This is a genomic window from Pseudomonas sp. ICMP 561 (genome assembly GCF_002699985.1).
Classification (GTDB): Bacteria; Pseudomonadota; Gammaproteobacteria; order Pseudomonadales; family Pseudomonadaceae; genus Aquipseudomonas; species Aquipseudomonas quasicaspiana.
This window is the reverse complement of the sequence record NZ_LKBT01000067.1, coordinates 189,473-203,733: the sequence shown is the minus strand read 5'-3', so window position 1 is coordinate 203,733 and position 14,261 is coordinate 189,473. Positions and strand designations below refer to the sequence as shown.

The following is a 14,261-nucleotide window of genomic DNA, read 5'->3' as shown; positions in this document are numbered from 1 at the left end:
ATGGGTTTATAGCCTAGTCGGGCGACGCTGCCAATGATGCAAGACAAGGTGACGTAAATTGTCCGCCAGTAATCCGGCAGGGACTTGCGGTTACGCCGTTGGCTAGAGAATTAGCAATAAAGGAGGGTTGAAGAGTATTTGGCATGACCTATGCTTTGGGACAGGCACGCAACACCTTATTGACGCACCGGAGCAGTACCAATGAAAAAAGTACAAAAAGGTTTCACGCTGATTGAGCTGATGATTGTCGTGGCTATCGTTGGCATCCTTGCAGCGGTGGCCATCCCCGCATATCAGGACTACACAATCCGCGCACAGGTTTCTGAGCTAGTGGCGCTCGCGGATGGTGCTAAGGTCGCCGTTGCAGAGGCTTATCAGACTAATGGCGTGTTTCCTGCCACTAATGCTGCCGCTGGCTATGGCGGCGCATCGGGTACCTACACTGCTTCTGTCGTAATCGGAGCTGGCGGTGTTATTACTGCTACAGCAGGGCCCGGTGCGCCTGTAAACACTATTATTCGCGGTCAGACCTTTGTATTGACTCCTGGGCAGGGCGTGAACAACAGCGTAACTTGGGGTTGCACCGCGACCAGCACCATCGCTGCCCAATACCGCCCAGCCAACTGCCGCCCTTGATGACTTGAGATGATGCAGTGCGCTGACCACCTAGCTGCTAGCTTTACCTATTGAGGTGATCGCCGAAATAGCTCAGCCCGGTAGAGCAGCGCACTCGTAACGCGAAGGTCGCAGGTTCGATTCCTGTTTTCGGCACCGCAGACCCAAAAAGCCCGATCCATCTGGATCGGGCTTTTGCGTTTGTGCGGTATAGCTGATGCGTGAGGCATTCGTGCTGAGCAGGTCGAATCCAGATGAATCCGGTGATCCCGCGTCAAATGCTGGACCTGTAGGAGCTCACCGAGGTTACGAGGCCAGCGATAGCGGTTTGTCTGACACTCCGCCATCGCTGGCCTCGTAACCTCGGTGAGCTCCTACAGGGGCGAGTGAATCCCAAAGATGGTTGGCGAATGACTCTCCGCCATCGCGAGCAAGCTCACTCCTACAGGGGGCGTGTTTGCTGCGCGACGGAGTTACAGATTTTGCGTCGTTGTGGGAGTCCGGGGTCTACCTCAAAGACTCAACCGCATCGACAAATCTACCGCTTTCACATCCTTGGTCATCGCCCCAATCGAGATGTAATCCACGCCGGTTTCGGCAATTACCAGCAATGTATCGTCGTTGATCCCGCCGCTGGCCTCCAGTTTCGCCCGGCCTGCATTAATGCGCACGGCTTCGCGCATGTCGTCGAGGCTGAGTTCGTCGAGCATGACGATGTCGGCCCCGGCGTCCAGCGCTTCGCGTAACTCGTCGAGACTTTCTACTTCGATCTCTACCGGTTTACCCGGCGCGATCTTGTGCGCGGCGGTGATGGCCTGGGCAATGCCGCCACAGGCTGCAATGTGGTTTTCCTTGATCAGGAAGGCGTCGAACAAACCAATGCGGTGGTTGTGGCAACCGCCGCAGGTTACGGCGTATTTTTGTGCGAGGCGCAGGCCTGGGAGGGTTTTGCGGGTATCGAGTAATTTGACCTGAGTATTGGCGACGATGTCAGCGTAATGCCGGGCTTTAGTTGCAACCCCTGAGAGCATTTGCAGGAAGTTAAGTGCGCTGCGCTCGCCCGTCAGCAGTGAGCGAGCCGGGCCCTCGACATGGAACAGCGGCTGATTGGGCTGCACCCGATCACCGTCCATCACCTGCCAGTGCACCGCGACCCGCGGATCCAGCTGCCGGAATACCGCATCTACCCACGCCGTGCCGGCGATAACCGCAGCGTCCCGGGAGATCACCGTGGCTTTGGCCAGGCGTTCAGCGGGAATCAATTGGGCGGTGATGTCGCCACTGCCGACGTCTTCCAGCAACGCACGACGTACGTTGGCTTCGATTTCTGCGGTGAGGGTGGCGAGTTGTAGATTCGGCATGGCGGACTCCATTCAGGTGAGCCGAGTATAAGGCACGTTGCCCACGGAACTCACTGCACCCTATCTACTGCGGGCGTTTGCCAGTCCATGAACGGATGACAGTTGGTCGGTTTTTTACATTTCATTGCGATAGAACGCGTTTTTCGCGGTCTACCTCTGCACGCGTCAATCCGCTAGCCGGAGACGAAATGTAAAGAACAAGACATCTCTGGCAGATCGGATATATTTTAAATGTTGCGACTTGTATTTGACGTCACAGGTTTGACATGTGGCGAAATGAATCGGGGGGTTGCTTCACATGCCCGGGATATGGCCCGGCTTGTGATGGGATCGATGACGTTGCCTGGCAGGTGGCTTGATGCAAAACGACGAGAATGTTGTGCCGTTAACTAAAGCTAATCCCGACCTGGCGTCTCATTCGCCCCTTGCGCGCCTGCCTGTTGTATTGCTGCAGGTTCGTGACAAGGCCGCTCAGCAACTCAAGGAAGCGTTGCAGGAACTGTTCGATAACGCCGACGACACGCTGTTTGACATGGCGGACCGTGCGCAGAGCAATTCCGAACAGAACAATTTCTTTGAAGCCATGCGCGACCTGCGTCTCAAGCGCAAAAGCATCGAGCGCGCGTTTCTCGACAAGTTTTATGACGCCTTCTTGCGCCTGGGTCAGTATCAGGTCTCCGAGCCCGTAATCGCGACGCCGGTGTCATTCGACAAGCTTTCCTTGGTTCATAACGACGACCTGGAAAAGACTGTGGCCGTCGATGCGATGGTCACTAAGGTGCTCAGCCGTGACGGCACTGCGCTTGCCCAGTTGACCACCCGTCTGAACCAATTGGTTACTCAGCCCCTGACCAACGAAGCCAACCCTATGGGGCCGGCGATGCTGTGTGATTACTTCCTGCAGGCCGGGCGCAGCCTTGGCGTGGGTATCAAGGTCAAGCTGATCGTGCTCAAGCTGTTTGAGAAGTACGTTCTGGCTGACACCGATGATCTGTACAGCGAGGCTAACCAGCTTTTGATCGCTACCGGCATTTTGCCTGAGCTCAAAGCGGTGCCAGCGCGTCGCTCCACTGATCGCAGCGCTCGTCCTGGCCGTAGCGTCGAGTCTTTTGCCGACCCGCTTCTGGCGCAGACCGCAGACAAGCTGGACAAAGGTGTGCAGGACGCTTTCTCTGCACTGCAGGAGCTGTTGTTACAAGTGCGCGGTAATCTCGTACCGCGTCATGAGGCCAGTGCGGAAGCCCGGCCGATTTCCAGCCAGGACCTGCTGCGTCTGTTGTCGCACATGCAGCAATATGTTCCGTCGTCGGAGATGCCGGAAGACTTCGATCTGCGCAACCAGCTGGAGCAATTGCTGACTCGTGTCAGCGTCAAGAGCGGCAAATTCCGCGTGGTGGGCGTAGGTGACGAAGACGTCATCAACCTGATCGCCATGCTGTTTGAATTCATTCTCGATGACCGCAATCTGCCGCCTTCACTGCGTGCGCTGATCGGCCGTCTGCAAATCCCGATGCTCAAAGTCGCGGTGATCGACAAGAGCTTTTTCAGCCGCGGCAGCCATCCAGCGCGGCGTCTGCTCAACGAAATCGCCTCTGCCGCATTGGGTTGGGGCGGTCGTGATGACTATCAGCGCGACTCGCTGTATGTCCGCGTCGAGCAAATCGTGCAGCGTCTGCTGAATGACTTTGTCGATGACCCAGCGATTTTCTCTGAGCTGTTGGTGGATTTTCTCGCTTTCACCAGCGATGAGCGCCGCCGTAGCGAATTGCTTGAACAGCGCACCCGTGATGCCGAAGAAGGCCGTGCGCGCGCCGAGCTGGCCCGTCAGCGGGTGCAGCAGGAATTGAATCAACGTCTGCTCGGCAAGGTGTTGCCTGAAGTGGTCGTGCGTTTGCTGCAGGAAGCCTGGAGCAAAGTATTGCTGCTGACTTGCCTCAAGCATGGCGATGATTCTCCCGAGTGGGAAGCTGGACTGGCCGCCATGGATGATCTGGTCTGGAGTGTCGAGCTGCATGAAGAGCCTGAAGCCAGGCAGCGTCTGCTGGACCTGGTGCCTGGCTTGCTGAAGGCACTCCGTGAAGGCCTGACCAGCGCCGCGTTCGATCCGTTTGCGACCAGCGAGTTCTTCAGTCAGCTGGAAGTGCTGCATGTACAGGCGTTTCAGCATTTCTCGCGCGCTCAGGACGATGCGGCCAACGGCTCTTCCGCATCTGCTGAAGCCGAGGAATCGCACGGCCCGGCGATGATTCAGGTGGTTGAAGAGATCGTTTTGATTGCTCCGGGCGAGCAGGTTTTCAACGAGCCTGTTTCGTCGCGTCTTCCGGAAGACGATGCGGGTCTGGCTCAGGTCGACAAGTTGCGTCTGGGCGGGTGGGTAGAAATTCAGGAAGACGAAGAACATAAATTGCGCTGCAAGCTGGCGGCTATCGTCGAGCCAAGCGGTCGTTATGTATTCGTTAACCGCACCGGCATGAAAGTCCTGGAAAAGACCCGTGTGGGTCTGGCCATGGAGTTCCGTCGCGGCACCATCCGCGTGCTCGACGATGCGCTGTTGTTTGACCGGGCGCTGGAGTCGGTGATGGGTAACTTGCGTAAGCTCAAGGGCGCGTAGTCCGAGCCGCCACGAACCGTAGGACCGGCTTTAGCCGGGAGGACATTTGCCCGAAGCTAACGTGGTGAATGTGCCGACCCTCTCCCGGCTAAAGCCAGTCCTACGGGGTTTTGTATTTCAGTCGCTCATCGGGATGTCTTAACTCCAGACTCTTCCTACCCAATCCTCATCCATTTACACCCTCCCTATTTTTTTCATAGCGGGCATACTTGTCCCTGTCGATTTATCCGTGCAAGGAACATTCATGCAGCTCGATTGTGCAAGCGGCTGGTGCCATGGCATCCATCACTGCCCATCGCCCAACTTCAATGCGCGCCCTGCGGGTGAAATCTCTTTATTGGTGATTCACAACATCAGTTTGCCGCCTGCCCAGTTCAAGACCGGCAAGGTGCAGGCTTTTTTTCAGAATCAACTGGATGTCACCGAGCATCCGTATTTTGAAGGGATTGCGGATCTGCGCGTGTCAGCGCATTTTCTGATCGAGCGGGACGGGGAGGTGACTCAGTTCGTTTCCTGTCTGGATCGGGCCTGGCACGCAGGCGTATCGGTTTTCGAGGGGCGGGAAACCTGCAACGACTTTTCCGTTGGCATCGAGCTTGAGGGCACTGACGAGCAGCCGTTCACGGATGCGCAATACGCCTCCCTGATTGATTTGACCCGTCAGCTACAGTCAGCGTATCCGGCGATCAGCAGCGCACGCATTTGTGGCCATAGCGACATCGCGCCGGGTCGGAAGACTGATCCGGGGCCGTTTTTTGACTGGTCGCGTTTCAAAGCGGCCTTGCAGGCTTGAAGTGAGGGACAGGTAAATGAGTTTTCTGGTGTTACTGCTGGCGGTCTTGATCGAGAAGTTTTCGGCGCTGCGTGAGCGTGTCCAGCGGGATGGTATCTGGCGGGCTGAACTGGCCAGGCTTGAAGCCAGTCCGCGGATGGCGTCGCACCCCTGGTTGATTCTTGGGCTGAGCGTGTTGCTGCCGGTCCTGCTGGTGGCATTGATTGTGGTGGTACTGGGCTCGGTCGCCAATGGCTGGCTGGCACTGCCGGTGCATCTGCTGGTGTTGATTTACAGCCTGGGGCGTGGCGATCTGATTGCCGCGCTCGGGCCGTTTCGTGACGCTTGCCGCCGCGGAGACGAGCAGGCTGCGGTACATGTTGCCGAGCGCGACATGGGTGTGCTGGCCGACAACAGCGAAGATTTGCTCAAAGGCGTGCAGGGCCACTTGTTATGGCAGGCCTATCAAAGTTTCTTTGCGGTGATTTTCTGGTACTTCCTGCTGGGGCCGGTAGCCGCATTAGCCTACCGCTTGCTGGCCTTGGCTGCCGAGCATGGCAAGACCCCGGGCGTGGCAGAAAACGCTGCACAACTGCGCCATGCCTTCGACTGGATTCCGGTACGTCTGCTGGCGGCAAGCTTCGCGCTGGTGGGTAACTTCGTCGCGGTCACTCGGGTGATGCTGCATGAACTGCTCAACTGGGATATCAGCGCCGCTCAGCTGATTGCCAAAGTCGGCTGCGTGGCCGGTGAAGTTCCTGCTCCGGTGGTGGGGGCGGAAGGCGTCAACAGCCTGGACGTGCTCTGGGAGTTGCTCATCCGCGCCGCGATTGTCTGGTACGCCGGGTTTGCGTTGTGGACGTTGTTGGTTTAACGATTATTTATCGACGGGCTCAAGCCTGTGGGAGCGAATTCATTCGCGAAGAGGCAGGTTCAGACGCTGATAATTTATTGCCTGAAATACCGTATTCGCGAATGAATTCGCTCCCACAGGCAGACCGTTTTCAATCAAATCCAGGCAAATAGCTCTTTAGCATTCCGGGTACTCGCCTTAGCCAACTGCTCAGGCGCAATACCCATCAATCCGGCCAACGCCGCACAGATATCCGGCAAATGCTCCGGGCTGTTGCGCTGACCCGGATACATGGCAGGTGCCATGTCCGGCGAGTCGGTTTCCAGCACGATGCTGTCCAGCGGCAGATCGGCGATGACCCGGTGCATGCGTAACGCCTGAGGCCAGGTCGCGGCCCCACCGAGGCCGAGTTTGAAACCCAGTTTGATGTATTCCCGTGCTTCTTCACGACTCCCGGCAAACGCATGAATAATGCCGCTGCGCTTGAGCTTGAAGCGTTTGAGGGTGGCGATCACGTCGGCGTGGCTGCGACGGACATGCAACAGTGCGGGCAGGTTGAAGTCGGCAGCCAGTTGCAGCTGTGTCTCAAAAACCTGCTGCTGACGCTGACGGTCCAGGCTTTCGACGTAGTAATCCAGGCCAATTTCCCCTACCGCACACAACTGCGGATGACCTTGCAGGCGAGTCAACCAGTCAGCCAGTTGATCGAGATGTTCCGGCTGATGCTCGTCGATGTACACCGGATGCAGGCCGAATGCGGCGTACAGCGAGGGATTCTCCAGCGTCAGGTCCCAGAGACGCTGCCAGTTGCGCTCATACACCCCCAGCACCGCCATGCGCTCGACGCCGAGCAGTCGGCAGCGGTCAAGAACTGCTGCTCGATCTGCATCGAAATCGTCGAAGTCCAAGTGCGTGTGGGTGTCAATGAGCGTCACATTCAGTCCTCGTGAATGCGTTGTTTGAACGTCCGCACGATGGCATGTACACCCGGCTCGTACTGATTTTTTTCAATCGCAGCCAAAGCCAGATCCAGTGCAGCGCTTGCAATCAACTGATGCTGTTGAGCCATGGCATTGACCGGCAAAGGCAGGAAGTCCAGCAATTGCGTATCACCAAAGGTGCCTAGATGAAATTGCGCCGGGTTCACGGCGCGACTTTGCAGCGCATCGAAAACACCCTGCAACAGGACGTATGAGGTGGTGATCAGCGCGTCCGGGAAATCGCCCAGTCGCTCAAAAATATCCTGCATCAATTGCTGGCCGCATTGCCGGCTGAACGCCTCGCCGTGCTCGATGATCACCGAACCTTCAAAGCCCGCCAGCGCATCCTCGAAACCGCTGGCCCGGGCACGGCTGATGCTCAGCTCGGGTCGGGCGCCAATCAGCGCGATGTGTCGGGGTTTCGTTTGCAGCAGGCTACGGGTCAGTTGCAGGCTGGCGTCGTGGTCGTCGCTGACGACTGAGCAAAAGTGTCGGGCGTCCATTTCCCGGTCGATGGCGATGACCGGCATGCCTTTATCCTGCAGCTCGCGATAGCTGTCATCGCTGGCGGGCAGGCAACTGGCAACAAACAGTGCGTCACAGCGACGGGCGCGGAATAGCTGAAGTAATTGCAGCTCGCTGACAGGGTCGTCGTCGGAGCTGGCGATCAGCAATTGGTAGCCGTGCGCCCGAGCGCCCTGTTCCAGCAGTTTGGCAATCCGCGCGTAACTGGGGTTTTCCAGGTCGGGCAGGATAAATCCCAAGGTGCGGGTGTGGCGGCTGCGCAAGCCTGCGGCCTGAGGGTTGGGGCGAAAGCCGTGCTCTTCAACAACCGCCTGAACGCGCTCGACGGTGGCATTGCTGATGCGCTGTTGTTCGGCCTTCCCGTTGATCACGTAACTGGCCGTGGTGACGGACACTCCCGCCAGACGTGCAATATCACTGAGCTTCACTCGTGATTCCTTTTGTTATGGATGCCTCATCAGAGAAGATTCTCACCGAAAGCGGCCGATCTGCACAGCAGACCATCGTCCACCCTCAATGTTCTCAGGTTTATTTGCGTTAGCCGGGCTACATTGGACCTCGTGCTCTTCAACCTGCAGAGATAATCGAGTAACGTGCGGCAACTTAGATTAAACGTTTCAGCAACTTTTTTCGTTGCTGTTGTCATAGGCATACCTTTGATCGTTTATCTGTTTCATCACCTAAGCTGTCGATCAAACCGTGATCGTCCTTAAAACAAGAATCAGGCGCGTGCCCGCGCTGTACAGGAGACAGGCATGCTCGAGCTCACTGTTGAGCAAATATCCATGGCCCAGACGGCCGCGGATAAACCCGCCGCTTTGCAACTGCTTGCTGACCTTCTGGTTGCCGATGGCCTGGTTGCCGACGGCTACCTGACCGGTTTGCAGAACCGCGAGAAACAAGGTTCGACCTTCCTCGGTCAGGGCATCGCAATCCCCCACGGAACCCCCGAAACCCGCGATCAGGTCTTTTCCACCGGCGTGCGCCTGATGCAGTTTCCCGAGGGCGTGGATTGGGGCGACGGCCACATGGTCTATCTGGCCATTGGTATCGCTGCCAAATCCGACGAGCATTTACGCCTCTTGCAACTCCTGACGCGTGCCCTTGGCGAAAACGATATTGGCGAAGCCCTGCGTCTGGCCGAGAGCCCTGAAGCGCTGCTCAAACTGTTGCAAGGCGCGCCGCAAGAGCTGGCCCTTGATAGCCAGTTGATCAGCCTTGGGGTTACCGCGGACGATTTCGAGGAACTGGTCTGGCGTGGTGCTCGTTTGCTACGTAAGGCCGATTGCGTCGATAACGGCTTCGCTGCCGTGCTCCAGCAGGTTGAAGCCTTGTCTCTGGGTGATGGCCTGTGGTGGTTGCACAGCGAACAGACCGTCAAACGCCCAGGCCTGGCGTTCGTCACGCCGGACAAACCGATTCGTTATCTTGGTCAGCCGCTCACCGGGTTGTTCTGCCTCGCCAGTCTGGGCGAAGCGCACCAGACGTTGCTTGAGCGTTTGTGCTCCCTGCTGATTGAAGGTCGAGGCCACGAACTGGGCCAGGCCACCAGCAACCGTGCGGTGCTTGAAGCATTGGGCGGCGAAGTGCCCGCTGAATGGCCAACACAACACGTGACGCTGGCTAACGCCCATGGCTTGCATGCGCGTCCGGCGAAGATGCTTGCGCAACTGGCCAAGGAGTTTGAAGGCGATATTCGCGTTCGTGTGCTGGACACCGGCGAGAGTGCGGTCTCCGCCAAAAGCTTGAGCAAGCTGCTGAGCCTGGGCGCTCGCCGTGGCCAGGTGCTGGAGTTCATTGCCGAGCCGAGTGTCGCCGCCGATGCGCTGCCTGCTTTGCTGGCTGCCGTCGAGCAAGGTCTGGGCGAAGAAGTCGAACCGCTACCGACCGCAACTTCGCCGACACCCGTTGCCGCAGTCGTTGCTCCGGAAACGCCAGCGCCGCTGGATGGTGCTCAGATCACTGCGGTCCCGGCATCGCCGGGCATCGCCATCGGCCCAGCACATATTCAGGTGCTGCAAGCTTTTGATTACCCGCTGCAGGGCGAGTCGGCGGCCATTGAGCGCGAGCGTCTGGAAAAAGCCCTGACCGAAGTGCGTCAGGACATTCAGGGTCTTATTGAACGCAGCAAGGCCAAGGCGATTCGCGAGATTTTCATTACCCACGTCGAAATGCTCGATGACCCTGAGTTGATCAACGAAGTCATTTTGCGCCTTAAACAGGGCGAGAGCGCTGCGGCGGCTTGGGACAATGTGATCGACAGCGCGGCGCGTCAGCAAGAACAACTGCAGGACGTGCTTCTGGCTGAGCGGGCAGCGGATTTGCGCGACGTTGGCCGTCGCGTACTGGCACAGATTTGCGGTATCGAAAACGTCGCTGCCCCGGACGAACCCTACATTCTGGTGATGGACGAAGTCGGGCCCTCTGATGTGGCGCGACTGGATCCCGCTCAAGTGGCTGGCATCCTGACTGCGCGTGGCGGTGCCACGGCGCACAGCGCGATTGTGGCCCGTGCCTTGGGCATCCCTGCGCTGGTAGGTGCCGGTGATGGCGTGCTGTTGCTCAAGCCTGGAACGGTGCTATTGCTCGACGGCCAGAAAGGTCGTCTGACTGTCGCGCCAGATGCCGAGACGCTGCAGCGCGCCGCTGAAGACCGCGACAACCGCGAACAACGTCTGCAGGCTGCTGCCGCCAAACGCATGGAGCCTGCACTGACTGTCGACGGTCACGCGGTTGAAGTGTTCGCCAACATTGGCGACAGCGCCGGTACACCGGCTGCGGTAGAGCAGGGTGCGGAAGGCATCGGGCTGTTGCGCACCGAGTTGCTGTTCATGGCTCACTCGCAGGCACCGGACGAGGCCACTCAGGAAGCTGAATACCGCCGCGTCCTGGACGACCTGCAAGGCCGCCCGTTGGTGGTTCGTACGCTGGACGTCGGTGGCGATAAACCACTGCCTTACTGGCCCATCGACAAAGAAGAAAACCCGTTCCTCGGTGTGCGCGGCATTCGTCTGACCCTGCAACGTCCGCAGGTCATGGAAAGCCAGCTGCGCGCCTTGTTGCGCGCTGCTGACAATCGTCCGCTGCGCATCATGTTCCCGATGGTCGGCACCGTTGAAGAATGGCGTCAGGCGCGGGACATGACGCTGCGTCTTCGGGAAGAAATCCCGGTTGCGGACTTGCAGATCGGCATCATGATCGAAGTACCGTCGGCCGCGTTGCTTGCTCCCTTGCTGGCCAAAGAAGTGGACTTCTTCAGTGTTGGCACCAACGACCTGACCCAATACACCATGGCCATCGACCGCGGCCACCCGACCCTGTCGGCGCAGGCTGACGGCCTGCACCCGGCGGTGTTGCAGCTGATCGACATCACCGTGCGTGCGGCCCATGCCAATGGCAAGTGGGTTGGTATCTGCGGCGAACTGGCGGCGGATCCGTTGGCAGTGCCGGTGCTGGTCGGCCTTGGCGTGGATGAGTTGAGTGTTTCAGCGCGCAGCATCGGTGAAGTAAAGGCCTGCGTGCGTGAATTGAATTTGAGTACGGTGAAGCAACTGGCGCAGAACGCGCTGACGGTGGGCAGCGCCGCCGAAGTGCGTGCCCTTGTGGAGGCTTTGTAATGGCCAAGATACTGACCCTGACCATGAACCCCGCGCTCGACCTGACTGTGCAGTTGGGACCGTTGCAGCTCGGGCAAGTCAATCGCAGTGAAGCCATGCTCAGCCATGCGGCGGGTAAAGGTTTGAACGTTGCCCAGGTGTTGGCTGATCTGGGGCATCAAGTAACCGTCGCTGGCTTTCTCGGCGTCGACAATCAGCAACCGTTCGAGGCGTTGTTTACGCGTCGCGGCTTTGTCGATGAGTTCGTTCGCGTGCCGGGGGAAACCCGCAGCAACATCAAGCTGGCGGAGCAGAGTGGACGCATCACCGACCTGAATGGCCCCGGCCCCATGGTCAGTGAGGACGCACAGCAAGCGTTGTATGCCCGTGTTGAGCAGATCGCGACGCAGTTTGATGCCGTCGTGGTTGCGGGCAGTCTGCCGCGCGGTGTCAGCCCGGAATGGCTGCACAAGTTGCTGGTCCGTCTGAAAGATCTTGGTCTGAAAGTCGCCCTGGACAGCAGTGGCCTGGCCTTGCGTGCCGGTCTCGCGGCAGGTCCGTGGTTGATCAAACCCAATACTGAAGAACTGGCCGATGCGCTGGACGCGCCGATCATTTCCATCGCCGCTCAGGCCGAAGCCGCAGCCAGCCTGCGCGCCCGAGGCATTGAGCATGTGGTGATTTCGCAGGGTTCCGAAGGTGTGCATTGGTTCAGCGCCGAGACCGCGTTGCAGTCGTTGCCGCCGAAAGTCACCGTCGCGAGCACGGTAGGTGCCGGGGATTCGCTGCTGGCGGGCATGGTGCACGGTTTGCTTAGCGGCCATCCGGCTCAGCAAACCCTGCGCACTGCTACGGCAATTGCCGCCATGGCGGTAACCCAGATCGGGTTTGGCATTACTGATAATGCACAGCTTAAAAAGCTCGAAGGCGGCGTGAACGTTCGCACTTTGGCGGAAAGATAAAGGAACCGGCCACTGCATGGTCGGTGTAGGAGCTGCCGAAGGCTGCGATCAGGTGTGTCAGACACGCCGCTTTCGCAGCCTTCGGCAGCTCCTACAGAATGCATTCCAATCAACTTGGTTATGCGCTGTTTAATAAGAGAGGCCAGGTAATGAAATTAGCCATTGTGACAGCCTGCCCGAACGGCAAGGTCAGCAGCGTTCTCAGTGCGAGGCTGCTGGATGCCGCCGCCCAGCGTATGGGCTGGAGCACCTGCGTCGAGGTCTTTGATCCGCGCAACCCGACACAGGTTTTGTCTGCTCAGGAAATTGCTGACGCCGACTGGATTCTGGTGGTCAACACCGGTGAAGTCGATCTGTCCCGCTTTGTGGGCAAGCGTCTTTTTCAAGACTCTCCCGCTCACGCGCTGCAAGACGTGGACGGTTTCCTGCATCGGGCGTCCGAGCAGGCCAAAGTCTACGAGGCATCTGCTGCCGTAGCGCCTGCAGCGACTGGCGAAGTACCGCGCATCGTTGCGGTTACCGCATGCCCGACGGGCGTTGCGCACACCTTCATGGCCGCTGAGGCCATTCAGCAGGCAGCCAAACGTCTGGGTTATGAGCTTCAGGTTGAGACTCAAGGCTCGGTGGGCGCACGTAATCCTCTGAGTGCCCAGGCGATTGCCGATGCTGACGTGGTGTTGCTGGCGGCCGATATCGAAGTGGCTACCGAGCGCTTTGCGGGCAAACGTATTTACCGCTGCGGCACCGGTATTGCCCTGAAGCAATCCGACGCCACGCTGAAAAAAGCGCTGGCTGAAGGTCAGGTGGAGTCTTCTGGCAGTGCATCGACCGCACCGGCCAAGCAGGAGAAAACCGGCGTCTACAAACACTTGCTGACGGGTGTGTCGTACATGCTGCCGATGGTGGTGGCGGGCGGTTTGCTCATCGCACTGTCGTTTGTTTTCGGCATTGAAGCTTTCAAGGAGCCAGGCACCCTGGCCGCAGTTCTGAAACAGGTGGGTGATGCTGCCTTTACGTTGATGGTGCCTCTGCTGGCCGGTTACATCGCCTACTCCATCGCCGATCGTCCAGGCCTGGCCCCGGGCATGATCGGTGGTCTGTTGGCGAGCACCCTCGGCGCAGGTTTCATTGGCGGGATTGCAGCTGGTTTCATCGCGGGCTATAGCGCCTGGGCCATCAATCGCTACGTGCGTTTACCTGCCAGCGTTGAGGCGCTCAAGCCGATTCTGATTATTCCGTTGCTGGCCAGTCTGATCACCGGCCTGCTGATGATTTACGCCGTGGGCGGGCCTGTCGCAGGGCTGCTCGAAAGCCTGACAGTGTTCCTCAACAGCATGGGCACCACCAACGCCATTCTGTTGGGCGTGTTACTCGGGGCGATGATGTGTGTCGATCTGGGCGGGCCGATCAACAAAGCGTCTTATGCGTTCTCGGTAGGTTTGCTGGCGTCCCAGAGCTACGCTCCCATGGCAGCTGCGATGGCTGCGGGCATGGTTCCGCCGATTGGTATGGGCATCGCCAGCTTCATCGCCCGCCATAAATTCGCCCAGAGCGAGCGGGAAGCGGGCAAGGCCGCGTTTGTTCTGGGGCTGTGCTTCATTTCCGAAGGCGCGATTCCATTTGCTGCGAAAGATCCGCTGCGGGTGATTCCGGCAAGTATTGCCGGTGGCGCGCTGACCGGTGCGTTGTCGATGTACTTCGGCTGCAAGCTGATGGCTCCGCATGGCGGCCTGTTCGTGATGTTGATCCCGAATGCCATTAATCATGCGCTGCTGTATCTGCTGGCAATTGTCGCGGGCAGCGTGGTGACAGGCGTGACCTACGCGTTGCTCAAGCGTCCGGAAGTGGCTGAGATGGAGGTTGCGCCAGCGCAGGCGTGATTTACACCTTGCCCTGATAATGCGACGTCCTGGTAGGAGCGAACTTGTTCGCGAGGCGATTTGACAGACACACCGCCTCTCGCCAACAAGTTGGCTCCTACCTGTT

The 14,261-nt window shown here is 58.6% G+C and carries 10 protein-coding genes and 1 tRNA gene; 8 read left to right on the top strand and 3 right to left on the bottom strand.

Translation table 11 applies throughout. The features are described from left to right. Window positions 1–201 precede the first annotated feature (201 nt). Together AO242_RS26405 and AO242_RS26400 are read left to right on the top strand one after the other, a co-directional pair. On the top strand, window positions 202–636 hold the full coding sequence (locus AO242_RS26405; protein ID WP_099270986.1) for a pilin: 435 nt from the start codon (window positions 202–204) through the stop codon (window positions 634–636). Window positions 637–697: 61 nt separating this feature from the next. After that, window positions 698–771 (top strand) — tRNA-Thr (locus AO242_RS26400). A gap of 356 nt (window positions 772–1,127) precedes the next feature. Here AO242_RS26400 and nadC read toward each other — a convergent pair. After that, entirely contained in the window at window positions 1,128–1,976 is an 849-nt protein-coding gene (gene nadC, locus AO242_RS26395; RefSeq protein WP_099270985.1) for a carboxylating nicotinate-nucleotide diphosphorylase, read from the bottom strand. A gap of 358 nt (window positions 1,977–2,334) precedes the next feature. On the opposite strand from nadC, the gene AO242_RS26390 reads away from it, so the two are divergent. The 3 genes from AO242_RS26390 (at window position 2,335) to ampE (ending at window position 6,233) form a co-directional block, all read left to right on the top strand. Further along, complete coding sequence (locus AO242_RS26390) at window positions 2,335–4,587, top strand: DUF1631 domain-containing protein (RefSeq protein WP_099270984.1); 2,253 nt, start codon at window positions 2,335–2,337, stop codon at window positions 4,585–4,587. Window positions 4,588–4,831: 244 nt separating this feature from the next. Further along, entirely contained in the window at window positions 4,832–5,380 is a 549-nt protein-coding gene (gene ampD / locus AO242_RS26385) for a 1,6-anhydro-N-acetylmuramyl-L-alanine amidase AmpD (RefSeq protein ID WP_099270983.1), read from the top strand. Window positions 5,381–5,396: 16 nt separating this feature from the next. Continuing rightward, window positions 5,397–6,233 carry a regulatory signaling modulator protein AmpE gene (ampE, locus tag AO242_RS26380; RefSeq protein ID WP_099270982.1) on the top strand — a complete coding sequence of 279 codons (837 nt, stop codon included), beginning with the start codon at window positions 5,397–5,399 and terminating at the stop codon, window positions 6,231–6,233. A gap of 134 nt (window positions 6,234–6,367) precedes the next feature. Here the strand turns inward: ampE and AO242_RS26375 are convergent, their stop codons facing one another. Then, window positions 6,368–7,153: a TatD family hydrolase gene (locus tag AO242_RS26375; RefSeq protein ID WP_176560701.1), complete on the bottom strand. Its 786-nt coding sequence runs from the start codon at window positions 7,151–7,153 to the stop codon at window positions 6,368–6,370. Further along, entirely contained in the window at window positions 7,150–8,145 is a 996-nt protein-coding gene (gene cra, locus AO242_RS26370) for a catabolite repressor/activator (RefSeq protein WP_099270980.1), read from the bottom strand. Before cra ends, AO242_RS26375 begins: the two co-directional genes overlap by 4 nt. 327 nt (window positions 8,146–8,472) lie before the next feature. Between cra and ptsP the strand changes: the two genes are divergently transcribed. The 3 genes from ptsP (at window position 8,473) to AO242_RS26355 (ending at window position 14,155) form a co-directional block, all read left to right on the top strand. Then, entirely contained in the window at window positions 8,473–11,334 is a 2,862-nt protein-coding gene (gene ptsP, locus AO242_RS26365; protein WP_099270979.1) for a phosphoenolpyruvate--protein phosphotransferase, read from the top strand. Then, on the top strand, window positions 11,334–12,275 hold the full coding sequence (gene pfkB, locus AO242_RS26360) for a 1-phosphofructokinase (RefSeq protein WP_027902208.1): 942 nt from the start codon (window positions 11,334–11,336) through the stop codon (window positions 12,273–12,275). Before ptsP ends, pfkB begins: the two co-directional genes overlap by 1 nt. Window positions 12,276–12,424: 149 nt before the next feature. Beyond that, entirely contained in the window at window positions 12,425–14,155 is a 1,731-nt protein-coding gene (locus AO242_RS26355) for a PTS fructose-like transporter subunit IIB (protein ID WP_099270978.1), read from the top strand. Window positions 14,156–14,261 lie beyond the last annotated feature (106 nt).